Raw genomic sequence first — 26,663 nt, forward strand, 5'->3', positions numbered from 1 at the left:
GTGATCTTAAATACCTAATCAGAGGTAATCCTGTCTATACAATTGGCAATCTTCATGATTCATTGTAAACTGATATCAAGAAATTGATTAAAACAACAGCTTCGTTCCTTGTTTCGTTTTTCTTATATAGTGAAAGTCTTGAATTAAATGTTTTTATTGCTATTTTAGTACAGTAAAGTTTTAATGCGCAGGAGTGATTGTTATTAGATTTTTTACTCTTTTACTTAGTTCTAATGGCCTTGTTTTCATTTTAAGCTTCCTCTTTTATGGGCACATATCTTTCTTAAGCATGATTAACATCACATTTTATTTAGCTTCTGGCACTTTGCTAGTGTGGTTATCGTTCATCACTTTAAAAAGTGGATTTTTTGATCAAATATCTTACAGCTTCCGAAAGGTGTTTGATTCTTTAAATAAGCAAAAGGACCATGTTGATGACAGTTTAAACAAACATTTATCATCATCTTTTCAAAGTAACTTTTCAACCTTAAGAACATTAGGTTTGAGTTTACTCATTGAAATGTTAATATTGCTCTTGATTTATTATATGTAGGTTTTGACTTTTGATTTTTGCTTATTTATAATGAATGAAATTACATTTTTGCGATGAAAAAGAAGAGTACATATATTCACCATTTACAGAGAGTCTGCGGTTGGTGCAAGCAGATAATGGCATGTATGGAATGGGCTTTGGAGCAGCTAACCGAACACTTGATAGAGTGAGTAGGCTTAGACGGAGCAGTCTCCGATATCAACGTCTTGAGTGATTTCTGATTTGAAATAACAAGGGTGGTACCACGGTTCATTCGTCCCTTTTCTGTTGAAAAGTGATGGGTGGGCCTTTTTATATTGAAGAAAAGAGGTTTTAGTATGACAAAAAAGACGATTTTCTCAGGCATTCAGCCTAGCGGTTCTGTGACATTGGGGAACTACATTGGAGCGATGAAGCAATTTGTCGATCTTCAGCATGATTACAACGGCTACTTTTGTGTGGTCGATCAGCATGCCATTACGGTGAGTCAGGATCGTTTAGCCCTTCGACAAAATATTAGAAGCTTAGCCGCTCTTTATTTGGCAGTGGGACTTGATCCTGAGAAGGCAACATTGTTTATCCAATCAGAGGTACCTGCCCACGCCCAGGCAGGATGGATGCTGCAATGTATCGCTTATATTGGGGAATTAGAAAGAATGACTCAATTTAAGGACAAATCTGCTGGTAAGGAAGCAGTCGTTTCAGGACTATTAACGTATCCGCCATTAATGGCTGGCGATATTTTGTTATACGGTACGGACTTAGTTCCTGTAGGAGAAGATCAAAAGCAGCATCTTGAATTAACGAGAACGCTTGCTGAACGCTTTAACCGAAAGTATAACGACATCTTTACTGTACCTGAAGTCAAAATTCCAAAAGAAGGCGCTCGGATTATGTCTTTAACAGACCCAACGAAAAAGATGAGCAAATCTGATCCGAACCAAAAATCTTTCATTACCTTATTAGATGAGCCAAAACAGCTTGAAAAGAAAATCAAAAGTGCTGTGACTGATTCAGAGGGCATCGTCAAATATGACAAAGAAAACAAACCTGGAATTGCCAACTTGCTGACGATTTATTCTGTATTAGGGAACGTATCGATTGCAGAGCTTGAACAAAAATACGAAGGTAAAGGTTATGGTGAATTTAAGGGAGATCTTGCGAACGTGGTCGTGGATGCGTTAAAACCAATTCAAGATCGCTATTATGAACTCATTGAGTCAGATGAGCTTGATCGCATTTTAGATGAGGGTGCTGAAAAGGCAAACCGTGCGGCAAACAAAATGCTGAAAAAAATGGAGAATGCAATGGGTCTTGGCCGGAAACGCAAATAAAACAAGCTTGCAGCATATTCAGCTGCAAGCTTTTTCTAATTCACTTTTGATTCGTTTTCCATTTCCCAAAGTTTTTCAAAAAATGGCTGTCCTTTAATCATTTTTTCACAAAAGGCTAAATGGTTTTCTGACCATCCATCAATGGTTTCGTTATAAAGCATGTTCCAAATTTCCTCGAAAGACATTCGTTTGATCTGGTTGTACATGCGCGGATTCCATTCTGTATACCAATAGGCAATTTCTGCCCGGTTTTGAAGCCCCTTTAGTTGATCTAGCGCCATAAACATCAGCTGCTTCAGCTGTCTTTCTTTTCTCGTTAATCCGCTGATATGCTGCGGTGGTAATGATAGGATGTGATATTCTTTCGTCGATTCAAGGCTGTCTGTTGTGAATTCATACTCCTCTGCCTTCACATCTTTCACCATTTCATACACCAATTGCTCCTGTCTTGGAATCAATCGGCTCTTTCTCACAGGGATGGAATAACCAATCGTATCCACAGCAATGATTCTAATCCCGTCCGTGACCACAAAGCAATACTCTAATTTACGGCGTTCATGATTTTTTCGAATATATGATTTCTCAAATACAGACTCTAGCAGCGTCTTCGGCAGCTCTGATAGATCATTCTCTATGTAATCAAACAAAGGACTCTGCACCTTGAGTAAAGGCACTTGATCTAACAGCTCCACGCTGTCCTCCTTGCGCCACTCATGAAAATGGCACACATTATAGCCATTCTCTTCCCCTTCAAACCAATTCACCCATACGTCATGAAGAAATAACATAACCAATCCCTCACTTTTTAAAAACTGTTGTCCACAGTATGGGCAAGGGATAGAGAAATTATTCCAACTTTATTAAAACTTCTCCCTGACGGAAGGACGGCTTTATTTCCTGGGAAAAGGAGAACGTCTCGCAGAGTCCTTTCACGATTTTCTATAAGAAGAACCTTATTTTAGCTTTTTAGGATCAAGGGCATCTCTCAGTCCATCACCTAAGAAGTTAAAGCATAAAACGGTAAGTAGAATCAGTAAACCTGGGAACAGTGGATACCACCATGCTTGCACCATAATGGAGAAATTTTGTGCATCTTGAAGCATGTTTCCCCAGCTCGCCGTTGGAGGCTGGATGCCGAACCCTAGATAGCTAAGTGTCGACTCAGCTAAAATAACAGAACCGACTTTTAATGTAGCAGACACAATAATAGGGCCGATACAGTTCGGTAAAATATGCGAAAAGATGATGACATGGTTTTTCGTTCCGATCGTTCTTGCTGCGAGTACGAATTCTCTTGTGCGAAGTGACAAGAATTCACTGCGGATCAGCCTGGCGGTTGTTGTCCAGCCAGTCAGCGCAAAGATTAAAATCAATTTATCAATACCCGGTTTAAAAATTGTCACTAGCGTGATCAAGAGAAAAATATCTGGAATAGACAATACCACATCCACCATTCTCATGAGCACAGAATCGACAAAGCCTTTAAAGTATCCCGCTACCGCCCCAATGACGGTACCAATGGTGATGGCTCCGACTACTGAGACAAAGCCAACTAATAGAGACACCCTCGCTCCGTATAGCACCCTTGAAAAAATATCTCGGCCAAACTTGTCGGTTCCCATAAAATGCTCTGCACTTGGAGGCTGTAGCCGTTTCAATAAGTCTTGCTGTTCCGGTGCGTAAGGTGCGATCACCGGGGCGAAAATAGCAGAAAAGATAATGACCAATAAAATAGCGGAGCCGGCAACCGCCAATTTATTTTTGAAAAATTTCTCGCAAAATAAACGAAGCATCGTCTCTGGTTTTGGCGGAAGGCCTTCTTTTAATTTGAGATCAACAGAAGGTGTTCCCATATTAGGTTGTGCCAATTGTGCTTCAGCTCCCTTCTAATATTCAATACGCGGATCAACGATCGCATAGAGAATATCCGCTATTAAGTTTCCAACGACCACGAGCACAGCAGAGATAACAGTCATCGCCATAATGACGGGATAATCTCTTGAAAAAGCAGAATCGATAAACAGCTTCCCAAGCCCTGGCCATGTGAAGATTTGTTCCACCACGACCGCGCCGCCAATAAAGGATGGAATCATGAGTCCAAAGATCGTAATAACAGGCATCAGACCGTTTCTCAATCCATGTTTGAAGATGACTTTGTTCTCTCTAAAACCTTTCGCTCGCGCCGTACGAATGTAATCCTGCCGCATCACATCGAGCATACTTGACCTTGTATAACGTGTAAGGCCGGCCATATCAGCCGTTGCTAAAACAAAGGCAGGTAAAATAATATGATGAAGCCGGTCAAATAGATTAAAATCTGCATTTAAGGTAGAGACACCCCCGGTCGGAAACCATCCTAAATTCACTGATAACACCATTATAAGGATCAAACCAAACCAGAAATTCGGAATAGCCAGTCCGATAAATGATGTAACCGTAATACCATAGTCAAGTTTTGTATACGGACGTTTTGCTGAAAGAACACCAAATGGGATGGCAATGATCAGGGCAACTAATGTAGAAAAGATCATGAGGATGAGGGTATTTGGCAGCCGGGCAAAAATCAAATCAGCCACGGGCGTTCCTTTTTTTACGATGGATGTGCCAAAGTCACCTTGAAGCATATTACCGAGCCATTTCATATATTGCACATATTCAGGATCGTTCAAGCCGTACTTATCAATAAAGGCTTCCCGGTCTGCGGCACTAATGGTCGGGTCCATCATGAGTGACATCGGATCGCCTGGTGCTGCTTTCATAATCGCAAAGGACAAAATCGTAATACCAAACAAAATCGGGATGGAAAGCAGTGTCCTTCTAATGATATATGTAACCATGTGCACAACTCCTTTTTCATCGGATGGCCATACTATGATGAAAAAAGGGGAGACACCTCCCCTTCTTCACTTGCAGACTACTGTTCAATCCACCATTTTTCGATTTTGTAATATTCATCTTTCGGGTGGTAAGAGTAGCCTTGTAGATTAGATGGCATCGCGCGATGTGAGTTGGCATAATAAAGGAACGTATACGGCTGGTCTTCTGCAATCAGCTCATAAATTTTTTCATATGCCTTTGAATACTCTTTTCGATCACTCAAGTTTTTGGCATCAACTAGCAGTTTATCGACTTCTTCATTTTTATACCAAATGTTATTTAAGCCTTTTTCAGACTGACTTGAATGGAAAATGCTGTATTGGTCAGGGAATGTCGCTAAGCTCCAGCCGAGTAATAACGCATCATAATCCCATTTGGGCGGGGTTGTTTGTTCGATTAATGCACTGAACTCCACAATTTGCGGTTTTGCTTCAATGCCAATTTCTTTGAGCTGCTGCTGGACAACGACAGCAATATCTTCACGGACTTTGTTTCCTTGGTTCGTCTTCAAGACGAAGGAGAACTTCTTACCGTCCTTATCAAGATAACCATCTCCATCTGTATCCTCCCAGCCTTCTTCCTTCAGCATCTTTTTCGCTTTTTCTTGATCAAATTCAAATACTGGGACATTTTCATTTTTAGGGTAGTTCCATGACAGCGGGCTTTCTGGGATGTTGGCTACTTTCCCGTCTCCATCTAACACTTGATCGACAATCGTTTGACGATCAATGGCATGGGTAAGCGCTTGACGGACTTTTTTACTTTTGAACAGTTCGTTTTTCTGATTCCAGCCAATATATGAATAATTTAGCCCTAGATCAGATTCGATTTTGATGTTGCTGACTTTTTCAGCTGTTTGCAGTTCTGCTCCAGGCACTGCAAAGAAATCAATATCACCTGCGGATAGCTGGGCCATGGCTGCATTTTGATCAGGAATCGTTTTAATGGTGACTGTATCAAGGTATGGCCGTCCATCCCAATAGTCATCAAATGCTTCAAGTTTGACATAGTCTCCTTCTTTCCACTCGGCAAATTTAAATGGGCCGGAGCCGATTGGATTTTTTCGGTTAAATTCATTTTCGCCAAGATCCTTTATAGGGACATCACCTAAAATATGCTTTGGTAAAATGCCATAGCTTCCTAGCGTGACATTATAAAAATATGGATCTTTTTTATTCAGCTTAAATTCGACCGAATAGTCCCCTGTTTTTTTGACAGACTCTAATACTTCAAAGCCTGATCCACGCTCACCATTGTAATCCTTATTGATCGGAATGCTGTATGTAAACACAACATCATCAGCAGTCAGTTCTTCTCCATCATGAAACTTCACGCCTTTTCTAATGGTCACATCAAACTGTTTGCCGTCATCGGATTCTTTAATATCTTCTGCCAACGCCAGCTGTGGGTTTAGCTTTCCATCTGTTTGTAGTAAAAAGCTATAGATTCTTTCTTCAATATCAGAACTTGCTACGTCTGTTGAGTAAAGTGAGTTAAATAATGTAGGCTCTGCAATCGAACCAATGACAAGATCGCCGCCTTGTACAGGTTTACCTGTGGATTTCTTTTCACTGTCTCCAGACGTTTTATTTCCACCAGAACAAGCAGCAAGGATCAATGTAAAGATCAGCAGCAAACTGACCAAAATGGACTTTCTCTTTCTATCTTTCATAGACAATTCCCCCTATCTTTTTTAAAAAATGATGACAGAAGCCCGTTTTATCACCCCTCTCAAAGATGAGATCATACAAACGTGATCAAGCGTCGTAGAGGTGGCAGGCCACAAAGTGGTTCGTTTTTAATTCTTGAAATTGTGGTGCTTTTTCTTTACAGACTTCTTTCGCATGCGGGCATCTTGTATGAAACACACAGCCTTTAGGCGGGTTTGCAGGGCTTGGTAAATCACCTTGCAGCATAATCCGTTCCCTTTTCACCTGACCTTTTTTACGGGTGACTGGAACGGAAGATAAAAGCGCCTGTGTATACGGATGAAGCGGATCATCGTACAGGCTATGCTTATCCGCCAGTTCCATCATTTTGCCAAGATACATGACGCCCACTCGATCACTAATGTGGCGGACCACACTGAGATCGTGAGAGATGAATAGATACGTGAGGTCAAACTCTTCTTGAAGCTCTTCCATCAAATTGATGACCTGCGCCTGAATGGAGACGTCAAGCGCTGAAACAGGCTCATCTGCTATGATCATTTCAGGATTCATGGCAAGTGCACGAGCGATACCGATCCGCTGCCTTTGTCCACCGGAAAATTCGTGCGGGTATCGATTCGCAAAACTTGGGTGAAGGCCGACTTTGGATAAAAGCTGTTCTACTTTTTCATTTCTTTCTTTTAAGGAATATAAGTGATGTGTTTTGTAGGGTTCTTTGATGATACTTCGAAGTGTTTTTCTAGGGTTGAGTGATGCAAAGGGATCTTGAAAAACCATTTGGATGTTTTTCCTTGTTGATTGTCTTAGTTTTGATTCAGATACATGAGAGATATCTTGCCCTTTAAATAGAATTTGTCCTTCTGTTGGTTCATATAAACGAATCATCGTCCGTCCTAATGTGGATTTACCGCATCCAGACTCTCCAACGATGCCTAACGTTTCGCCTTTATAAATGTTTAAGTCGATGCCGTCAACCGCTTTGACTGCTCCTACTTTCTTTTGCAGCACCCCAGCTTTAATCGGAAAGTGTTTTCGTATATTTTTTAATTCCAGGATGGTTTCTTTCTCAGATCGATCTGTCATGTATGGTTGGTTTTCAGCAAGTGTCATGTTTGGCTTGCCTCCTCATATAAGAAACACCTGACGCTTCTACCATTTTCAAAGGTTGTCAGTTTGGGCAATTCACCTATGCAGCGTTCCATTACTTTCGGGCATCTTGGCGCAAAACGGCATCCTGCGGGAAGCTGATCTGGCGCAGGGACATTTCCTTTTATCGCCGTTAATGGCTGAATGTCTCCGTCAATGACTGGAATGGATTCAAGCAGTCCTTCTGTGTATGGGTGAAGCGGCTGATCAAACAACTCTTCAACGGTTCCATTTTCAACAACCTGTCCGCAGTACATGACAATGACACGGTCTGCTACTTCCGACACAACACCTAAATCATGCGTAATGAGAAGTATAGATGTACCAAAGGTCGAACATAAATCTTTCATTAAGGTCAGCACCTGGGCTTGTATGGTCACATCGAGCGCAGTAGTCGGCTCATCCGCAATGAGGAGCTTCGGATCACAGCTTAGCGCAATGGCGATCATGACTCGTTGACGCATACCGCCGGATAAACGGTGCGGGTAATCTTTGATGATTTGTTCTGGCCTGGAAAAGCCTACAAGCTTTAGCAAGTCAATCGCTTTTTTGGTCGCTTCTTTTTTTGAAAGTTTTTTGTGGTAAATGAGGATTTCTGTTATTTGTTCCCCGATGGTTAAGACGGGATTAAGTGAGGTCATGGGTTCCTGAAAGATCATGGATACATCATTACCACGAATATTGCACAATTCCTTTTCACTATATGTAACAAGGTCTTTTCCATCAAGCTTAATGGAACCATCCATAATCTTCCCACCAGTCCCATTAATCAGACCCATGATGGATAAAGACGTAATACTTTTACCAGACCCAGACTCACCGACTAATGCGACTGTTTCCCCTTTTTTGATACTAAAATCAACGCCATCAACAGCAGGTATTGGTTCCTTTTTTCGAAAAAAATAGGTTTTTAAGTTTTGCACTTCAAGCAGTGTGCTCATGCATTCGCCCCTTTCTCCATAGATCAAATGAACCGAATCGAAAAATTCCGTCTTTTTAGAATAAAAAGAATTATCAAAATTTATATTTGTATATTATTACATCAGCATGACGAAATCAAGAAGTATTTAGTAAAATTGTAATATGTCACTTTTTTTGTGAATGTTTGTCTTTATGATTCTATCGCCTTTAAAAACGTTTCTGCTGGCTCCGCAATCATAGACTCCTCGCTGATTCGGTGCTCATCGAAATACTTTTTCACGATATAAAATCCAGTGGCATAGCCAAGCATTTTGGGGTAGTTCCCTTTTCCATAAAGGAGATTCTGTATCAGCCTTTCGTCGTCCTGCACTTTCTGATAAAGGTGACTGGATACCCATTTCTTGTACATGCGCTGCAGCTGCGATTCGTCATATAAAGTCGTCCACTTTGCTGTATAGCTTTCTCCATATCTATGATACACAGCATATTCAGCGAGCCCCTCCATCATGATTGTATCAAGGAATGTAAAATCTTTTTCTTCTTTCGTGAGAAAATGCAACCTGCATACATGGTGATATTCATGCGTCAGCAACGTACCGATTCGCTCCTTCGGTGTATGCGGGGATAAAAAAAGAAAGATTTTGTCATCAAATGCCATGCCGGATTGAAAGTAAAATTGTTCTCTGATCTCTTTGCTGCTCTCATTAACAGGCAAAATAAAGACAGGGACATCAGGACCTCCCCACTTTTTTTGCAGCGCTTTGTATTCTTTCATCACAAGCTGGAAATACCCTTTTTCTTTGAGCTTGTCGATCATTTCCAGGCAGGCGTTCCATGATCGCACCATTCCGTGATGTTGTAAATGGGCGAGAATAGATGATCCTTCTTTTTTATCCGCTCCTTTAAAATAAGGGACAAAACGTGCCGCCAGCTCCTGAAATGATGATGATTGCTCAATGAGATATTGTGTATTGATCAGACCCATACCGCTGAACACCTCCATTTTCATCATATGCAAAAAGGCGGCGATCTGTTTATAGATCGCCGCCTTCTTAAGACATATTACGCTTCATATTTTTTGAAGATAATTGTCGCATTGTGCCCGCCAAAACCAAGTGAGTTGCTCAACGCAACTTGTACTTCTTTTGAACGTGCTTCATTTGCTACATAATCAAGATCACATTCTTCATCTGGTGTTTCAAGGTTAATCGTTGGCGGAATGACACTGTCTTTAATCGCCAGAACAGAGAAAATCGCTTCTACTCCGCCTGCTGCGCCAAGTAAATGACCTGTCATTGATTTTGTCGAGCTGATCGCAAGCTGATTCGCATGCTCTCCGAACACTTCTTTAATCGCCATTGTTTCAAACTTATCATTATACGGTGTGCTTGTTCCGTGGGCATTGATATAATCAATTTCTTCCACTGTTAAACCTGCATCACGAATGGCTTCTTTCATTGCACGTACGCCGCCTTCTCCGTTTGGAGCAGGTGCTGTGATATGGTATGCATCTCCAGTTGAGCCGTAGCCAACGATTTCTGCATAAATGGTCGCACCACGTTTTAACGCATGCTCTAATTCTTCAAGTACAACAATTCCCGCTCCCTCACCCATGACAAATCCGTCACGGTTTTTATCAAATGGACGGCTTGCTGTCTCTGGATCAGGATTTGTCGAAAGAGCTTTGTTCGCACAGAAACCAGCAAACGACATTTTCGTTAACGGTGCTTCTGTTCCACCTGTAATCATCGCATCTGCATCTCCGCGCTGAATGACTTTAAAGGCATCACCAATGGAGTTTGTTCCTGTTGCACATGCTGTTACAGTACAAGAGTTAACCCCTTTTGCGCCAAGTGCAATTGAAATTTGGCCTGTTGCCATATCTGGAATCATCATTGGAACGAAGAACGGGCTTACGCGTCTTGCTCCTTTATTCGAATACACTTCGAATTGCTCTTCGAATGTTTCAAGTCCGCCAATACCAGATCCAACCCATACCCCAACACGAGGTGCGTTTTCATCTGTAATTTCGAGGCGTGAATCTTCTAAAGCCTTTTGAGCAGCAACGACTGCATATTGTGTGAAGCGTGCCATCTTTCTCGCTTCTTTTTTCTCCATGTAATCTTCGATGTTAAAATCTTTTAGTTCTGCAGCTACTTTTGCTGTATATTCACTTGAATCAACACGTGTGATCGGGCCAACACCTGATACACCTGCTACAGCATTTTTCCATGTTGTCTCTACATCGTTGCCAAGAGGTGTCAAAGCACCTAATCCTGTAACAACTACTCGTTTCTTATCCATTAATTTGTGCACCCCACTCTTTTATCGGCCCCATCGCATAGCGATTGCGCCCCACGTTAATCCTCCACCAAAACCAACCATTACAATCACATCGCCGTCATGAATTTTTCCGGCTTCGATTTCTTCACATAGTGAAATTGGAATGGATGCTGCTGATGTGTTTCCATATTTATGGACTGTTTTCGACATTTTTTCAACTGGCAGCTCTAAGCGTTCGCGTGCTGCTTCCATAATGCGAATGTTTGCTTGATGCGGAATCAAGAAGTCTACGTCTTCTTTTGATAGTCCAGCTTTTTCTATCACGTTTACGCTTGACTCGCCCATTTGTCTCACAGCAAATTTAAATACTTCTCTTCCATTCATGATTGTATGATCTTTTTCATCTAAGTACAAGTGCTTCCCGCCTCTTCCATCGGCTCCAAGCTCAAATGATAGAATTCCCTTGCCTTCGCTGACTGTTCCTAGTACAGCAGCACCTGCTCCATCTCCAAACAAAACAGCTGTGTTGCGGTCATCCCAGTCGGTAATGCGAGAAAGCTTTTCTACACCAACGACAAGCACATGTTTGTAAGTGCCAGATTCGATAAATTGTTTTCCAGTAACAAGCCCATACATAAAGCCAGCGCATGCAGCGCTAATATCCATTGCACATGCTTTATGTGCACCGAGCTGCTCTTGAATCATACAAGCGACTGTCGGAAATGCTTGATCTGGCGTAACTGTCGCTACAAGAATCATATCAATATCTTCTGCAGCCACATCTGCGTCAGCTAATGCTTTTTTTGCAGCAGCAAGCGCCATATGAGATGTATTGACATCATCAGATGCAATTCTTCTTTCTTCTATACCTGTTCTAGTACGAATCCACTCGTCAGAAGTTTCAACCATTTTTTCTAAATCACGATTTGTTAATACTTTTTCAGGTATATAGCGGCCAAGGCCAATAATTCCAGCATTCATTGAATAAGACTCCTTTTACTCATACGAGCATGTGATATTGTGATCTTATATTAGTATCTGGTACTAATTTTACCTTATTTTTTTCTCCTTGGCAATACAAACGTCTAACCTTTCCTCTCACTTTTTTCATAGATTAATGATATACCAATAGTAGAAAGGAACATGTGATATGGCGCAAAAGGATATTTTCTCAGCAATGATGTTTGGTCAGCCGCTTGAAAAGGAGAAAAGCAAGACAGAAAAAAAGGAGGAGCGTGCAGAGACTTCTTCAAGTGATGACTCCATTGACTACATGCATGTCATGAATCAAATTGGAAACATTATGAACTCCATCGATGAGCTGAAGCCTGTGTTTAAAGATGTTGGTCCTATGATTAGTGCCTTCAAGAAAAAATTATCATAAAAAAAGCCACTATTCTGTGGCTTTTTTTGATTGTTGACAAAGGGCTAAAATATTTTAGGCCTTTGTCTTCTTCTCAGCGTGATAGAAAACCTTTGCAGTCTAGGAAGGACAGCTACTTGCACGGAGCGAATTTGTCATTCGTGAGCACCAGCGCGCAGGACTGACAAAGAATGCGAGGGTTTGTCTACACGCTGAAAGCCACTATTCTGTGGCTTTTTCTGATGCTGCATCTGCTTTTCCAAGCTCATATGCCTCTTGCATGACAGATGTAAACAAAGAGAGAAGTGGCTGAAGTGCTTGTGGATCAAGCTGAATCCCTGCTTTATCTAATTCTTCTTTTGCTTGTGGAAAATACTTCATCGCAATTTGTAAAAACTCCATCGATTTTTCGTGCTGCATGTTCAACGTCCTCACTTTTCATTTGGCAGTTTGCCTGTTTTTTTGTAATTCGCAATATCCTTCTCAATGTCTTTCACAAAAGCGCGGTCTATGGTTGAGCTAAATTTCCCCATTTCGATCACTCCTTCTTTAAAGTCAAAGGAGTACTCACCTTGTTCGTTTAGCTTGCCTTCATTAAACTTCTTCGCAATGATACTGTACGCTTTATCGACATGCTGGACTGTGCTAGTTAACACCGTATGGCTTCCAAGGTTGGATTGATCAGTGACATATCCGATCGCAGATAAATTGTCGGTTTTGATTTGTTCAATGACAGGGATATTATAACCATCACCTGCTGGATACACAACATCTACACCTTGTTTTTTCAATTTTTGATAGAGGTTCACCGCTTTGTCAGCATCATCCCAGTTTTCGACAAATTCCGCTAGGACTTGCACATGTTCGTCCTGATATTTTGCACCTTTGATAAAACCGTCTACTTCACTTTGCCAATCATATGTAGCCAGAATACCAATCTTTTTTGTTTTGGACATATGCGCTGCTGTCATGCCTCCGAAAAAGCCCATTGCTTCCCCTTTAAACGTGACGTTTGTGACATTATCAGCTTGAGGCTTGCCTCCATTGACCGTGATAAATTGTGTTTTCGGATAATCTTCACTGATCAAGTTGAAAATTTCGCTGTATTCATTGCCATGGCCAATAATCAAATTGACTCCTTTTTTATGAAATTCTTCAATGGCATCAACGATTTTCTCCTTGTCGACCATCCCTTCCTTATAATAAACATCTACACCAAATGTTGATTGGATATTTAATAAGCCTTTATAACCTTTCGTTCCCCAAACTTGATCATTAATCGTATCGGGGACGAGTAAACCCACCTTCTCAATATGTCCTTTTAACGGCGCCTGCGAGCAGGCAGATAGCATAAGAAGAAGGAACGAAAAGATCATGACAAGCCGCTGGTACTTCATGCCATGTTCAACTCCCTTTGCAACACGCAGGCATGAACCTGTATGTTAAATATAGGTTTATTTTATACTGAAAAAAGATAAGATGGAAGATCATTCTTGCTTTTTGTCGAAAAATGTTGAGTTTTGTCTTTTCCATTCTGCTATGATTTCTTCTGCTTGTTTGTCACCTGTTTGTCTTTCTACCTTTAATTGATGGATCATTTCCTGCCTTTGATCGGTGCGTGCCCACTTTAAAAGCTCCTTTGCGACATCTTCTACAAAAAATGTGTGATCATCCTTTATTCGTCTCTCTTCATGGAGTGTCCACGGACCAAACATGCGTGGAAGGATAACAGCCGGAACGCTTTGTTCATGCGAATGGCTTTCGGGTTCTTCGTAAAACAAGCGGTATATGCCATGCTTCGCTTCGAGGTCTATCTCACTGTTCATTGAATCATCTGATTGAAAAAAGATCAGGTCATATGCCTCTTTCCTATATTGACCATCAATAAAGCGGACAAGATCATTGCGGCCGAGCCACATCATCCGCTCTTCTAATAACATTTTTTGCTCCTCTGACTGCTCCTTAGGATATGTGATATCCACTTGTATGCCCTCTTTCATCATATATTCACAAAGTGTCAGGCCAAAAAATTCATCTGCACCTATGATCAGTCCTGTTTCCATGTTCATGTCCCCTTTTTTAGCATATCGAATAAAAAGAAGAGCCCTTTCCATGAAGGGCTGTTATCATCCTATTCATTACAATTCTCTTTCATGCGATTTATAAAACTTGTGAATGGACTGAAAGATTCTTCTTGGATGATCAAACATATGCAAGGTAAGGTCCATCTGACAATGGTCTGGATTCATCATATGCTGATCAATAAAAGGCTTTGCGTGTAGTTCATAGGCATATGGTGCGCCGTTTAGTCTCTGCCATATATGAATCGGTACATGAGCTGAATGAACGGGGCAAGAAGGAAGTGGATACGTTTCAGCTTCCTTTGCAGAGCACCCATAGCTCTGTGCGAGTTCTTTCATGAACTGTTTGTAGAAGAATTTGTGTTCCTTTTCTCTTTCTCTTTGTGCTTGCAGGTGTAAACATGGATTCATCATGGCTATAGACCTTAGCACTTCTGGCATTTCTTCGGCAAGACTCATGGCGACAAGTGCACCCATTCCTTCTGCCAGCACATGAATTTCACGGTTTAATATTTCTTGTTTTAATGTGTGATGAACAAGCTGTTTCGCACTAAAAACAGCATCTTCACATCCCCAGTGATTCCCATGAAGATGACTATTAAACAATGTATATCCTTCATCCTTTAAAGCAGTTAAAAGCTGGTTTCTTCCGTAATGCTGAAGCCAGAATGATGTATTTTCCTGCACAAAGTGATTTCGGTCACCGAGGATTAGAATGCCAAAGCCATTTGGTTTTTGAGGAAGGTGAATGACGTTCCACTGGGAACCAAGCTGGAAAAAACGTTCGCTTACACCCATATGGCCAGCCTCCTTTCAGTGATTCTGCTTTCTATGATATGAACAACAACTCTTGTAGGAATAAGGAAATCCCCTAAAGACAGAAGAATTCTTTTTATTTTTATAGTAGAAGGTCTCAAAATGGTCACATAAAGGCGGAAAACAGTCTTTTCTCTGAACTCGTATCTATGGTATGATAGTCAATAGATTGTTACATAAAGGACGGTGGAATAATGCATTACATTATCACCCTCATTTGGACTTTTCTGCTGACACATATGGCTGGTTACATCGTTGCATCTATGAATGGAGCTGCTTATGATTTTACGTTAACTTCCATTCTTGCCATAGTGTTTACGGTTATTTTATTCATCTTTGCTGAAGTAAGTCCAATGAAAGAAACAGAAAGTTCAACAGAACATTCTTAATATTGCTGGAAAAGAGCTAATGATTTGAGGTTAGCTCTTTTTCTTTTTTTCAGAATGATGACCAGAAGTTGAGAGGGCACGCTAAAACCCCCTGCCGTCAATTACAGGGGGTTTTTGAGTTACACCTCAACCGTTTCGGACTTCTGTTTGTCTGCTGACAAATGGCTTTTCGCAAGCCCTGTGAACAGGAAGATCGCAATGCCCGATAAAATTTCAAGCACACCACCCCCCGCAATGACAGGTCCTGCTCCAAAGCGTTCTGCCAGGACGCCCGATATGACGGCTGCAAGCGGGAGAAAGACATTTGATGACGCATTGATCACGGCATATACTTGCGGCTGATCTTCTTGGTCAACAGACGTTTGAATAATGACCATCTCTGGGACATTGATTGCACTGACGGCTGCACCAAAAATAAAGGAAGCTAGAAGAACGACTGGAAGCCATGTACTCATTCCAGTGATAAAGAATGCAGCTCCTTCAATCATGCCTGCGACAATAAAGAACAAGCCGAATCTTTTGATTTTCACCTTCGCCAGTGCAAAGCCCATCATAAATGCACCGACTGCGGCGACACCTCTTAAAATGGAATACACCATTGAATCACTTTGCAGCGCTTCTGCTACATATACAGCGGATAATGCCTGCCACGGAGCTGCGGCGACATTCATTAAAATACAATAAAGGGTCAGTGCAAATAAAATATGATGATTTTTAACAACTAGAAAGCCTCTTTTTAAGTTATACAGATATGTATTCTTTGCTTGTTTAATGTCTGCTGCTTTTTCTGCATCTGACTTTTGGAGTTTAACGCCAATAATGAACAAGCCCGATATGATAAATAAAGCAGTGGTGATCAGGAGCGTATCTGCAGGTCCAATTAATTTGACCAAAAGACCAGCGACCATCACCGCAGCAAGTGCGACAATTTCAAAAGATGATTGCAGGATCGCATTTGCTTTTTGAATGAGATGCTTTGGAACAATCTGTGGCAGGATGGCCACAGAAGCCGGGTTATAGGCTGCACCTGTTGCCGATTGAATAACCATTAATGAGATCAATAACCATAGAGGCAATATGTGCGAAAAATGCAGTAGTGGAATAATGAGTACAATGGTTGCTCGAATGACATCTGAAGCAAACATCCATTTAGATAAATGATGTCTTTTCATAAGAGGTCCTAGTATTGGGGCCAACAATGATGAAGGAAGAACTGTCACTGCTAGAAGAAGTCCGGTACCGAGCGCTCCATCCCCTCTTAAAATTAATAACCAAAGAACGGATGTAAAAGCAAAACTTTCTCCTGTATTTTTTATGAGTCTTGATATGAACAATGAGGTGAAGCGTTTATTCCAAACACTTTCACTGAGATTCATCTTTTCCATCACACAAATCCTTTCAACCTTATACTATTCTTACATATTTTACCTTAATCTTTCTTTTTTTCATACTATTTATTTGAAAATTGGAACTTAATTGTTTTTTATTATAAAGAAAAAAGAGGCATGACACATGCCTCTAAAGACTTATTCATATCGACTCTTAGTCAATTGCTTACGGCTTTCTTTGGTAAGTCCAAACACGGTTATGGTTCGAGTTATCTGGAAAGACGTCTCCTGCTTTAAGCTTTATCTTTAAAGGATCTTTCACCATACTACCGGTCTCACCGATTTCGATATAAACACCATTATTAGGTGCCTTATTACCAGATTTAAACTGATGCTGTTGACCCATTTCCATCCTCCTTTCTCGATTGATGTTATTATGTCCCGTCCATTGCCTCTCCAATCCAATATGTAAAAAGTCCCTGCTCAGCCGAGACAGGGACACTTGTGATTTATTTAGGTTGTTGATACATGAGCTCTTTGATTAACGCTTTTTGCACATGCAGACGATTTTCTGCTTGCTGGAATACTTTAGAGTGTGGTCCATCAATGATATCAGCCGTCACTTCTTCTCCGCGGTGTGCCGGCAGACAATGAAGGAAGATATAATCTGCTGCTGCATGTTGCATGAGTTCCTCATTGACTTGATATTCTTTAAATTCAGCTAGACGTTTCTCTGTTTCAGCTTCCTGCCCCATGCTTGTAAATACGTCCGAATAAATGACATCTGCATCCTGAACAGCAGCTACTGCATCTGTTGTGACGATGACTTCTGCGCCTGATTGTTTTGCAAACTCCCGGGCAGTGTCTGTCACCTCTTGAAGAGGTTCATAGCCTTTTGGTGATGCAACGGCAATGTCACAGCCTAACTGCGCGCAGCCGACCATTAAGGAATGAGCCACATTATTCCCATCACCGATGTACGCCACTTTCACACCTTTTAGTGTGCCTTTCGCTTCTTTAATCGTCAGTAAATCAGCCAGTGCCTGACATGGATGAGAGTAGTCCGTTAGTCCGTTGATCACTGGAATAGAGGCGTATTTTGCAAGTTCTTCTACCTTCTCATGTTCAAAGGTTCGAATCATAATGCCATCTACATACCCAGACAGCACCTGCGCTGTATCACCAATCGTTTCTCCTCTGCCAATTTGCAGATCATTTGAGCTGAGGAAGAGCGCATGTCCGCCTAGCTGCGTCATGCCCGCTTCAAACGAGACACGGGTTCTAGTTGAAGATTTTTCAAAGATCATCGCTAATGTTTTTCCTTTGAATAAATCTTGATATGGATGTTGTTTCATTTCTTCTGCTTTTTCAATTAAGTACGCAATATCATTGATCGAAAAGTCTTTTAACGATAAAAAGTCTTTTCCGTATAATGCCGGTTGCACGTCGACTTGGCTCATGCCGTCACTTCCTTTTTATATAATTCGTGGAGAGATACTGGTGATACATCTCCATCTTTTCCTTGCAGGAACGCTTGCGCTGTTTCATATTCGGTTAATACTTGAACACCATGTGTGAGTGCTTTTACACGCTGTTCTTTTGCCTCTTCATCATCACCTAAATGAATGTGAAGCGATTTATCGTCTTGTTGCAGCCACGATTCAAAGCTGCCAGTCCAGACGTTAAAGCCTGCTCGTGTAGCTTCATCTATGAGTAATTCACTGCCATGAATATAGAGGGTCCCTTTCTGTTGCCAGATCGGCGCAAACACTTTTTTCAAAGCGCTTTCGACGTTCTTTCCAACACACATTCCTTCACCCGTCGCTTTCATTTCAGGTGTCAGCTTTAAATCGATATCTTGAATGGCATGTGAGGAGAAGACTGGGAATTTAACAGCTGTGCCCCCCTTATTCTTCGTTACAGGATTCAATTCTTCAAGCGTTGCACCAGCTAACAGCTGTGTCGCCATTGGGATCATGTCAACACCCATGACTTTACTTACAACTGGAACAGTCCGGCTTGCCCGAGGATTCACCTCTAATACGAGCGCCTGGTTCCCTTTCATCACAAATTGAATATTCATGATGCCTTTAAAAGCTAATTTCTTTGCGATTTGTTCAGAAGCGTTATACACCTGCTCTTTGATGTCTTCACTAATAGAGACACTTGGTAAGATGGCAAAGCTGTCACCTGAGTGTACGCCCGCTTTTTCAATATGCTCAACGATTGTTGGAATGAATGTCGTTTGTCCGTCTGAAATGAGATCCACTTCCACTTCTTTTCCAGTGACATACTCATCAATTAAGATCGGATAAGGTAAATGATCTGGCTGATCAAGTAGTTCTGCCAATTGAGCTTCTGTATGAACAACGATCATGCCCATTCCACCAATGACATATGATGGACGAATAAGAACAGGGTACCCGATGCTTACAGCATGCTCCAGTGCTTCTTCTTTTGAATGTGCTGTATCTCCTTTTGCATGAGGAAGATTCAGTTCATCAAGAAGCTGATAGAATAAATCGCGATCTTCTAATGCATCTAGTGTGTCAAAGGACGTGCCTAACAAGGTAACGCCGGCTTTTTCTAAACCTTCCGCCACATTGATTGCCGTCTGCCCGCCAAATTGAACGATGACAAAATCAATTTGCTCCGCTTCAACTACGTTTAAAATATGTTCTAACGTGATCGGCTCAAAGTATAAACGATCTGCAATCTCATAATCGGTACTAACCGTTTCTGGATTGTTGTTCATCATGATGGTTTCAAATCCAAGCTTTTGTAGAGTAAGAACGCCGTGAACGGCACTATAATCAAACTCGACTCCCTGCCCAATTCGAATCGGACCGGAGCCAATGATGAGTGCACGCTGCTTTGTTTTCTCTTGATGCTCTCCATCACTTTTGCCAAAGTACGTAGAATAGAAGTAATTCGTTTTTGCATCGAATTCAGCCGCACATGTATCGACAATTTTAAATGAAGCGGAAATGCCATACTCTTGGCGAAGCTGTCTGATATCTTGTTCACTGCGATCCGTCAGAGAAGCGATTGTTTCATCAAGGAAACCTTTTTCTTTTACCTTTCTTAAGGTGTCTTTGGATAGCGTCCCCTGATGGTTCTTCAATTCTTGTTCGAGTGTGATCATATTCTTGAAAACATGTAAGAAAAACAGATCAATCTTCGTCGTTTCATGAATCGTTTCAACGGTTTCTTGTCTGAAAAGAAGCTCCATGACTGCGAAGAAACGGCGATCGTCCGGTGTTTTGATTAATTCAAATAACTGTTCAGTCGTATGTTCTTTCAGTTCAGGCAAGTGGAAGCCCTTTGTTTTGATTTCAAGTGATGCGACGGCTTTTTGAATGGCAGATTCTAAATTACGGTCAATCGCCATGACTTCACCAGTCGCCTTCATTTTTGTGCCTAATTTCCGGTCTGCCTGTTTAAATTTATCGAACGGCCAGCGCGGGAATTTCACCACGACATAATCGAGTGCCGGCTCAAAGCTAGCATACGTTGTTCCTGTAAGCGGATTTTTCAATTCATCTAGTGTATAACCGACCGCAAGTTTTGCCGCCATTTTGGCAATCGGATAGCCTGTTGCTTTCGATGCAAGAGCAGAAGACCGGCTGACCCGAGGGTTGACCTCAATGACAAAGTATTCTTTGCTGAGTGGATCGAGAGCGAATTGGATATTACAGCCGCCAACGACATCAAGCGCTGAAATGATTTTTAAGCTTGCTGAGCGGAGCATTTGATAATCCTGATCCGTTAATGTCTGTGACGGTGCAACGACAATCGAGTCACCTGTATGCACACCAACTGGATCGATATTTTCCATGTTACATACAGTGATACACGTATTTTGACGATCTCTCATGACCTCATACTCGACTTCTTTAAAGCCAGCAATGCTTTTTTCAACTAAGCACTGATGAATCGGACTCGCTAGAAGAGCACCTTCAATCAGCGGTTTAAAAGCCTCTTCAGTTAAAGCGATGCCTCCCCCTTTACCACCAAGTGTGTAGGCTGGTCGAAGAATGACGGGAAAGCCCACTTCTTTTGCAAATTGAAGGGCGTCTTTCGCATTATCTACAATTTCACTTTCTGGTACAGGTTCATTCAAATGCTTCATGAGAGCACGGAATTTCTCACGATCTTCACCGTTTTCAATTGTTTCAACTGACGTTCCGAGCAGTTTTACCCCATGCTTTTTCAGCACACCGGCTTTTTCCAGCTCGACAGCAAGGTTTAAAGCCGTCTGTCCGCCAAGATTGGCTAAAAGACCATCTGGTTTCTCTTTTTCAATGATTCTTGTCACTGAATCAACTGAAAGCGGTTCAAAATAAATTTCATCAGCAAATGACTCGTCTGTCATAATGGTTGCTGGGTTGTTATTCACTAAGATGACGTTGTAGCCTTCTTCTTTTAAGGCCATACAACCTTGTGTCCCTGAGTAATCAAATTCTGCTGCCTGACCAATGATGATTGGACCGGACCCGATGACTAGAATGGTTTGTATGCTTTGATCTTTAGGCATGTGCGACTTCTCTCCTTGCTTGTTTCACTTTCTCAATAAAATCATCGAATACCCATTCACTTTCTGCAGGGCCTGGATGTGCTTCTGGATGAAATTGAACGGACATTATCAGCTTCTCTTTATGAATGAATCCTTCAACAGATCCGTCATTCACGTGGAGGAATTTGACGTCCACTTCTTTGTCATTCATGCTTTTTTCATTGACCACATAGCTATGATTTTGGCTTGTCATAAAGACACGTTTTGATTCTGTATCTTGTACCGGATGATTCGCCCCGCGGTGGCCAAAAGGAAGCTTATACGTATCCCCGCCAAGCGCAAGAGCAATTAATTGATGACCTAAGCAAATGCCTAGTGTCGGGAAGGTCATCATGATGTCATGAATGGTTTTTAAATATGGCTTCATTGTTTTTGGATCTCCAGGTCCATTTGACAAAAGGATCGCATCTGGCTTGATATCAAATACCTTTTCCATTTGTTTGTACGGAATCACTGTGACTTTACAGCCGCGCGCTTCGAGTGAGTCCGCAATTGATTTTTTAAAGCCAAAATCAATGAGCGCTACATGATCCTCGCCGCTGCCTTGTGTGTATACTTCATCTTCTGTGACCTGCTCAACCACATTGTCTTGCTTCATTGCAGGTGGCGTTTCATTTTCGTCTAAACTAAGCACTGCATTCATCGTTCCATTTGCTCGAATGTTCTGCACGACTGCGCGAGTATCTGTATGTGTAAGAAGCGGAATATTCCACTTCTGTAAATAATCTTTTAAGCTTACGGCTGCAAGGTGATGAGAAAAATGGTCAGCCGCCTCATAGACAACGACCGCTTTTACTTGTGGTTTTTTGCTCTCAAAATCTTCATGATTGATGCCGTAATTTCCAATGAGCGGATATGTGAAGACAATGATTTGTCCTTTATAAGAAGGATCTGTGAGCACCTCTTGATAACCTGTCATCCCTGTAAAAAAGACCACTTCACCTGTCATGCCAGCTTCTCCTGTCAGATCTCCTTCAAAAGAGGCTCCATCTTCTAAATTTAAATAACCTTTCATGCTTGTGTCACCCCATATTGAATAATTAATAATATAAATGCATGTTTATGCGTTCTAGTGTAAAAAAATTTAGACCGTTACTGCTTCATTTGCTAACACTTGAATGATCGCTTCTATTGCTTGATCCAATTCAACTTTTTTGACATTCAGTGGAGGTAATAAACGAATGACATTCGGACCAGCTGGAAGCACCAGCAAACCTTGCGCTCGAAGGGCTGTGATGTAATCACCTACTGGCTGATGACACTCAATTCCTGCCATTAATCCTTTGCCTCGTACTTCTTTCACGATGTTCAGCTGTTTGACTTCTTGTAGTCTCTTTAAGAGGTACGCACCCTTTTCTTTCACTTCTGAAAGAAAGTCTTCTTTGAATATTACATCAAGGGTTGCGTTCACAGCTGACATAGCGAGCATATTCCCACCAAATGTTGTGCCATGAGAGCCTGGAGAAAATGCATCCCCTAAAGCTTTTTTCCCTATCACTGCACCGACTGGAAACCCATTTCCTAAACCTTTTGCGGCTGAAATAATATCAGGATCAAGTCCCGATTGCTCATAGGCAAATGCTGTCCCTGTTCGCCCAATACCCGTTTGGATTTCATCTACAATCAGAAGTGCTTGATGTTTTTTGCAAAACGTTTGAACGGCTTCTAGAAATTCAGCTGTAGCTGGATTCACTCCACCTTCACCTTGCACCACTTCCAGCATGACAGCTGCGACATCATCGATTTCACACGCTGTGATCGCTTCAGGGTCATTAAACGGTATATAATGAAAGCCTTCCAGCATCGGTCCAAAACCAGTTTTGATTTTATCTTGACCTGTGGCAGCCATACCAGCATACGTGCGCCCATGGAAAGAGTGCAAAAACGTCACAATATTTGTTTTACCTGTTGCTTTTCGGGCCAATTTGATAGCCCCTTCATTCGCTTCAGCCCCGCTGTTGCAGAAAAATACGAGATCTCCTGAACTGTTTGCTGCCAGCTTTTCCGCTGCTTTTTCTTGCAGTCCATTTTCAAATAGATTTGATACGTGCCAGACCTCGTCAAGCTGCTTCTTGATGGCTTGATTGACCTTTGGATGATTGTGACCTAAATTCGTGACCGCAATGCCTTGTATAAAGTCTAAATATTTTTTCCCAGTTGTATCAACTGCCCAAGAACCTTCTGCCTCTTTAATTTCAACATTCCACCGTCCGTACGTTTGAAAGAGATGACTCACAGGACCGCCTCCTTTTGTTTTACAATTCGAGTTCCTTTAAAGGTATCTCCTGTAAAAATACTGCCTTTTCCATTCACAATCATGACTTCATCCACATCTCCTGATAAAGCACTTAGCGCAGATTGCACTTTTGGAATCATTCCCCCGGAAATAATACCTTCATCGATGAGCTTGAGCGCTTCTTGTTCGGTGACAACGTCTAACAGCTCACCATTTTTTAAAATTCCTTCCACATCTGTGACAAACATGAGCTTATCAGCTTTCATAGCTCCTGCGACTGCTGATGCTGCAAGATCAGCATTTACATTTAACGTTTGGCATTCTTCGGTCATAGATAGCGGCGCAATGACGGGAATGAATTGTTTCTCCATTAGTGCTTCTGCCATCTCTGGATTGACTTCTTTGATTTCGCCAACGTACCCATATACATCTTGATCGAGAAAATCGGCGACAAGCATCTGTCCATCTTTACCAGATACACCGACAGATGATATATCATGCTTTGCCAGCTCTGAAACAAAGTATTTATTCACCGTTCCTGAAAGGACCATTTCGGCTACCTCTAACACCGGCTTTGTTGTTTTGCGCTGTCCATCTACAAATTCCGTTTTCACTTCTAATTTTTGCAGCATGCTCGTGATTTCAGGTCCTCCGCCATGTACGATAGCCAGTTTAAATCCAGCAGCTTGAAGTGAGCGGACATTTTCATAAAAGGTATCGGAAAGTTCTCGAATGACACTGCCTCCACACTTGAACACGATCGTTTTATCCATGTCTATCTCCTTCATTATGTGCGATAGCTCGCGTTAATTTTCACATAATCATAGGTAAGGTCACAGCCCCATGCGGCCGCTTCACCATTTCCTTCATTCATTTGAATGAAAATCGTAATCTCATCCTGCTCTAGATACGCTTTTGCTTCCTCTTCTGAGAAAGACTGAGGTTCATTATGTTTAAACAGACATTGCCCGCCTAAGTAAACTTCAACCTCATCTGGCGTGACAGAAGCTGCGCTATGACCGATTGCTCCGACAATCCGGCCCCAGTTGGCGTCCGTACCGTATACGGCTGTTTTCACAAGACTTGAACCTACGATTTTTTTTGCAATAATACCAGCTTCTAAGTTGTTTTTTGCACCAACAACTTTCGCTTCGATTAATTTAGTTGCGCCTTCTCCGTCTCTTGCAATCTCTTTTGCTAGATCTTCGCAGGCTAGTTTTAATCCTTCTTTAAACAATGGCCATTCTGGATGTTCTTCATTCAGTGCCTGGTTCTCTGCCATTCCATTTGCCATCACAAGCACCATATCGTTAGTTGATGTTTCTCCATCGACGGTAATTTGATTAAACGTCACATCTGTAATGTCACGAAGAGCATTTTGCAAAGCTTCTTGTTCGACATTTGCATCGGTTGTGACAAACCCGAGCATTGTTGCCATGTTCGGATGAATCATACCAGAGCCCTTTGCTGCACCAGAAATGAGAATCTCTTTCCCGTCTATCGTCAAGGAGTATGTCGTATTTTTAATGACTGTATCTGTTGTTAAAATCGCTTCTTCAAAGTGGCCATTTCCTGCTTTTGCTTCTTTTAGCTGAGCGATGCCTGTTTTGATTTTATCCATATCCAGACACTCTCCAATGACACCAGTAGAAGAAACGGCAATGTAATCAGGCTCTGTGCCTAACATGTCTGCACAGGCTGCCTGCATGTCGTATGCATCTTTTAATCCCTGCTCACCTGTACATGCGTTGGCGATGGCACTATTGACAATGACACCTTTTAGTTTGCCCGTCTTTTTTAAGCTTTTTTGTGTGACTTGAAGAGGCGCAGCTTGAAAGTGACTTTGAGTGTATACCGCTGCACTCGCTGCTGGTACTTCACTGATGATCAAGCCAAGGTCTTTTTTTGAATAGCGTAATCCTATATGAATCCCCTTTGCTTCAAAACCTTTTGGTGATGATACGTCCCCGTCTATTTTGACAATACTTTTTTCATTCAATTCGATCATGTTTGTTGTCTCCCCTGTTCTTATGGATAGAGAGGTGTCATTGTGAGGCCCGCCTCTTCATGTAAGCCTTTGATGATATTGAAGTTTTGAACCGCTTGGCCGGCTGCGCCTTTCATGAGATTATCTATGACAGATACAATCGTCAGTCTGCCTGTTCGCTCATCTAAATGAAAACCAATGTCACAGAAGTTACTGCCGTATACTTCTTTTGTTTGCGGATATATCCCATGATCTCTCACTCTTACAAAATAGGAATCTTCATAAAAGTCCTTCATCCGTTTCATTAATTCTTCTTTTGTGACATCTGCTTTCAATTGTGTATACATCGTCGCCATAATCCCTCTTGTCATCGGGACAAGATGTGTTGAAAATGTGATGTTCGCCGTTTGCGGGTTCCATTCTCTAAGTACTTGTTCTATTTCAGGTGTGTGCTGATGTTCATTCACCTTATAAATTTTAAAGTTATCGTTCAGCTCTGAAAAATGTGTGCCAAGTGAGGCTGATCGTCCTGCACCGGACACCCCGGTTTTTGCATCTATTATGATCATAGATTCATCGATTAAATTCTGTTTCATCAGCGGTGCTAATCCTAGAAGAACTGCAGTAGGAAAGCAGCCTGGGTTTGCAATGACTTCCGCTTGCTTAATGGTTTCACGATTCAATTCAGATAATCCGTATACAGCTTGTTGAACCGATGCTTCATCCGCTGCCCTTCGTTTATACCACGCTTCATAAACAGTTCCATCTTGAATGCGCAAGTCACCTGATAAATCAATAATTGGCACCCCTTGATTCATGAGCTTCGGTGTGAGTTCACTTGAAACGCCTGCTGGTGTCGCTAAAAACACAGCATCTGTTTCTTGCACAATGGTAGCCGGATCAATGGCTTTTAATGTTTGGTCAGTAATCGTTGTCAGATGCGGATAAGATTGACTGTATAATTGCCCATCACCACTTGATGAATACAATATACATTCCTCCACATGTGGATGCTGCTTAAAGATACGAACTAATTCCGCACCACCGTACCCTGTAGCACCTATAATACCTATTTTCAACGTCAATACACCCTCTTGATCTTTGTGAAATTATTTAACATTATA

26 protein-coding genes and 1 other annotated feature are annotated in these 26,663 nt (G+C 41.6%); of the genes, 4 read left to right on the forward strand and 22 right to left on the reverse strand.

The annotated features are described in order from the left end of the window. Positions 1 to 289 precede the first annotated feature (289 nt). Both FBF75_RS03805 and trpS read left to right on the forward strand, forming a co-directional pair. The gene (locus FBF75_RS03805; protein WP_223255625.1) at positions 290 to 553 is read left to right on the forward strand and encodes a DUF3899 domain-containing protein; all 264 of its coding nucleotides are present in this window, start codon (positions 290 to 292) and stop codon (positions 551 to 553) included. Between the two features lie 44 nt (positions 554 to 597). Next, positions 598 to 817, forward strand: a binding site (T-box leader). A gap of 53 nt (positions 818 to 870) precedes the next feature. Continuing rightward, a complete protein-coding gene (trpS, locus tag FBF75_RS03810; RefSeq protein ID WP_136944449.1) occupies positions 871 to 1,866 on the forward strand; it encodes a tryptophan--tRNA ligase in 996 nt (331 codons plus the stop codon). Between the two features lie 35 nt (positions 1,867 to 1,901). Here trpS and FBF75_RS03815 read toward each other — a convergent pair whose 3' ends face one another. The 9 genes from FBF75_RS03815 to FBF75_RS03855 all read right to left on the reverse strand — a co-directional run bounded on the left by FBF75_RS03815 (position 1,902) and on the right by FBF75_RS03855 (position 11,744). Continuing rightward, positions 1,902 to 2,654 carry a YjbA family protein gene (locus FBF75_RS03815; protein WP_008348490.1) on the reverse strand — a complete coding sequence of 251 codons (753 nt, stop codon included), beginning with the start codon at positions 2,652 to 2,654 and terminating at the stop codon, positions 1,902 to 1,904. Between the two features lie 165 nt (positions 2,655 to 2,819). After that, on the reverse strand, positions 2,820 to 3,719 hold the full coding sequence (gene opp4C / locus FBF75_RS03820; protein ID WP_081114822.1) for an oligopeptide ABC transporter permease: 900 nt from the start codon (positions 3,717 to 3,719) through the stop codon (positions 2,820 to 2,822). Between the two features lie 33 nt (positions 3,720 to 3,752). Beyond that, complete coding sequence (locus tag FBF75_RS03825; RefSeq protein WP_007499031.1) at positions 3,753 to 4,703, reverse strand: ABC transporter permease; 951 nt, start codon at positions 4,701 to 4,703, stop codon at positions 3,753 to 3,755. Positions 4,704 to 4,780: 77 nt separating this feature from the next. Beyond that, positions 4,781 to 6,415: a peptide-binding protein gene (locus FBF75_RS03830; RefSeq protein WP_008348494.1), complete on the reverse strand. Its 1,635-nt coding sequence runs from the start codon at positions 6,413 to 6,415 to the stop codon at positions 4,781 to 4,783. Positions 6,416 to 6,500: 85 nt separating this feature from the next. Continuing rightward, positions 6,501 to 7,496: an ABC transporter ATP-binding protein gene (locus FBF75_RS03835; RefSeq protein ID WP_136944499.1), complete on the reverse strand. Its 996-nt coding sequence runs from the start codon at positions 7,494 to 7,496 to the stop codon at positions 6,501 to 6,503. A 23-nt stretch (positions 7,497 to 7,519) separates the two neighbouring features. After that, positions 7,520 to 8,500: an ABC transporter ATP-binding protein gene (locus FBF75_RS03840; RefSeq protein WP_035392443.1), complete on the reverse strand. Its 981-nt coding sequence runs from the start codon at positions 8,498 to 8,500 to the stop codon at positions 7,520 to 7,522. A gap of 170 nt (positions 8,501 to 8,670) precedes the next feature. After that, positions 8,671 to 9,465, reverse strand: a complete 795-nt coding sequence (locus tag FBF75_RS03845) for a DUF2268 domain-containing putative Zn-dependent protease (protein ID WP_136944450.1) — start codon at positions 9,463 to 9,465, stop codon at positions 8,671 to 8,673. A 77-nt stretch (positions 9,466 to 9,542) separates the two neighbouring features. Continuing rightward, on the reverse strand, positions 9,543 to 10,784 hold the full coding sequence (fabF, locus tag FBF75_RS03850) for a beta-ketoacyl-ACP synthase II (RefSeq protein ID WP_060780964.1): 1,242 nt from the start codon (positions 10,782 to 10,784) through the stop codon (positions 9,543 to 9,545). Between the two features lie 21 nt (positions 10,785 to 10,805). Continuing rightward, the gene (locus tag FBF75_RS03855; protein WP_024720058.1) at positions 10,806 to 11,744 is read right to left on the reverse strand and encodes a beta-ketoacyl-ACP synthase III; all 939 of its coding nucleotides are present in this window, start codon (positions 11,742 to 11,744) and stop codon (positions 10,806 to 10,808) included. Positions 11,745 to 11,913: 169 nt separating this feature from the next. Here FBF75_RS03855 and FBF75_RS03860 point away from each other — a divergent pair, with 169 nt between their 5' ends. Then, positions 11,914 to 12,147: a hypothetical protein gene (locus FBF75_RS03860; RefSeq protein ID WP_008348506.1), complete on the forward strand. Its 234-nt coding sequence runs from the start codon at positions 11,914 to 11,916 to the stop codon at positions 12,145 to 12,147. 201 nt (positions 12,148 to 12,348) lie between these two features. On the opposite strand, the gene FBF75_RS03865 is transcribed toward FBF75_RS03860, so the two are convergent. The 4 genes from FBF75_RS03865 to FBF75_RS03880 form a co-directional block, all read right to left on the reverse strand. Beyond that, on the reverse strand, positions 12,349 to 12,546 hold the full coding sequence (locus FBF75_RS03865) for a ComZ family protein (protein WP_008348507.1): 198 nt from the start codon (positions 12,544 to 12,546) through the stop codon (positions 12,349 to 12,351). 11 nt (positions 12,547 to 12,557) lie between these two features. Further along, the gene (locus FBF75_RS03870; RefSeq protein WP_017360174.1) at positions 12,558 to 13,523 is read right to left on the reverse strand and encodes a BMP family ABC transporter substrate-binding protein; all 966 of its coding nucleotides are present in this window, start codon (positions 13,521 to 13,523) and stop codon (positions 12,558 to 12,560) included. 90 nt (positions 13,524 to 13,613) lie between these two features. Beyond that, entirely contained in the window at positions 13,614 to 14,189 is a 576-nt protein-coding gene (locus tag FBF75_RS03875) for a hypothetical protein (RefSeq protein WP_017367007.1), read from the reverse strand. Positions 14,190 to 14,264: 75 nt separating this feature from the next. After that, positions 14,265 to 15,005 (reverse strand): hypothetical protein, encoded by a 741-nt coding sequence (locus tag FBF75_RS03880; RefSeq protein WP_007499048.1) that lies wholly within the window; start codon positions 15,003 to 15,005, stop codon positions 14,265 to 14,267. Positions 15,006 to 15,217: 212 nt separating this feature from the next. Between FBF75_RS03880 and FBF75_RS03885 the strand changes: the two genes are divergently transcribed. Further along, a complete protein-coding gene (locus FBF75_RS03885) occupies positions 15,218 to 15,412 on the forward strand; it encodes a YjzD family protein (protein ID WP_008348514.1) in 195 nt (64 codons plus the stop codon). A 119-nt stretch (positions 15,413 to 15,531) separates the two neighbouring features. Here the strand turns inward: FBF75_RS03885 and FBF75_RS03890 are convergent, their stop codons facing one another. The 9 genes from FBF75_RS03890 to argC form a co-directional block, all read right to left on the reverse strand. Next, entirely contained in the window at positions 15,532 to 16,797 is a 1,266-nt protein-coding gene (locus FBF75_RS03890) for an MFS transporter (RefSeq protein ID WP_007499050.1), read from the reverse strand. A gap of 169 nt (positions 16,798 to 16,966) precedes the next feature. After that, a complete protein-coding gene (locus FBF75_RS03895) occupies positions 16,967 to 17,146 on the reverse strand; it encodes a YjzC family protein (protein ID WP_008348517.1) in 180 nt (59 codons plus the stop codon). Positions 17,147 to 17,249: 103 nt separating this feature from the next. Next, positions 17,250 to 18,200, reverse strand: a complete 951-nt coding sequence (gene argF / locus FBF75_RS03900; protein WP_008348520.1) for an ornithine carbamoyltransferase — start codon at positions 18,198 to 18,200, stop codon at positions 17,250 to 17,252. Beyond that, on the reverse strand, positions 18,197 to 21,277 hold the full coding sequence (locus FBF75_RS03905) for a carbamoyl phosphate synthase large subunit (protein WP_136944451.1): 3,081 nt from the start codon (positions 21,275 to 21,277) through the stop codon (positions 18,197 to 18,199). Before FBF75_RS03905 ends, argF begins: the two co-directional genes overlap by 4 nt. Then, the gene (locus tag FBF75_RS03910) at positions 21,270 to 22,331 is read right to left on the reverse strand and encodes a carbamoyl phosphate synthase small subunit (RefSeq protein WP_017367005.1); all 1,062 of its coding nucleotides are present in this window, start codon (positions 22,329 to 22,331) and stop codon (positions 21,270 to 21,272) included. The genes FBF75_RS03905 and FBF75_RS03910 overlap by 8 nt, the downstream gene beginning before the upstream one ends. Positions 22,332 to 22,400: 69 nt before the next feature. Beyond that, the gene (locus FBF75_RS03915; protein WP_035392449.1) at positions 22,401 to 23,552 is read right to left on the reverse strand and encodes an acetylornithine transaminase; all 1,152 of its coding nucleotides are present in this window, start codon (positions 23,550 to 23,552) and stop codon (positions 22,401 to 22,403) included. Then, positions 23,549 to 24,325 (reverse strand): acetylglutamate kinase, encoded by a 777-nt coding sequence (gene argB, locus FBF75_RS03920; protein WP_017360181.1) that lies wholly within the window; start codon positions 24,323 to 24,325, stop codon positions 23,549 to 23,551. The genes FBF75_RS03915 and argB overlap by 4 nt, the downstream gene beginning before the upstream one ends. 14 nt (positions 24,326 to 24,339) lie before the next feature. Then, positions 24,340 to 25,560 carry a bifunctional ornithine acetyltransferase/N-acetylglutamate synthase gene (argJ, locus tag FBF75_RS03925; RefSeq protein ID WP_035700269.1) on the reverse strand — a complete coding sequence of 407 codons (1,221 nt, stop codon included), beginning with the start codon at positions 25,558 to 25,560 and terminating at the stop codon, positions 24,340 to 24,342. A 20-nt stretch (positions 25,561 to 25,580) separates the two neighbouring features. Further along, positions 25,581 to 26,618: an N-acetyl-gamma-glutamyl-phosphate reductase gene (gene argC / locus FBF75_RS03930; RefSeq protein WP_076822037.1), complete on the reverse strand. Its 1,038-nt coding sequence runs from the start codon at positions 26,616 to 26,618 to the stop codon at positions 25,581 to 25,583. Positions 26,619 to 26,663: the final 45 nt, after the last annotated feature.

The organism is Bacillus sp. S2(2019) (genome assembly GCF_005144805.1).
Classification (GTDB): Bacteria; Bacillota; Bacilli; order Bacillales; family Bacillaceae; genus Bacillus; species Bacillus altitudinis.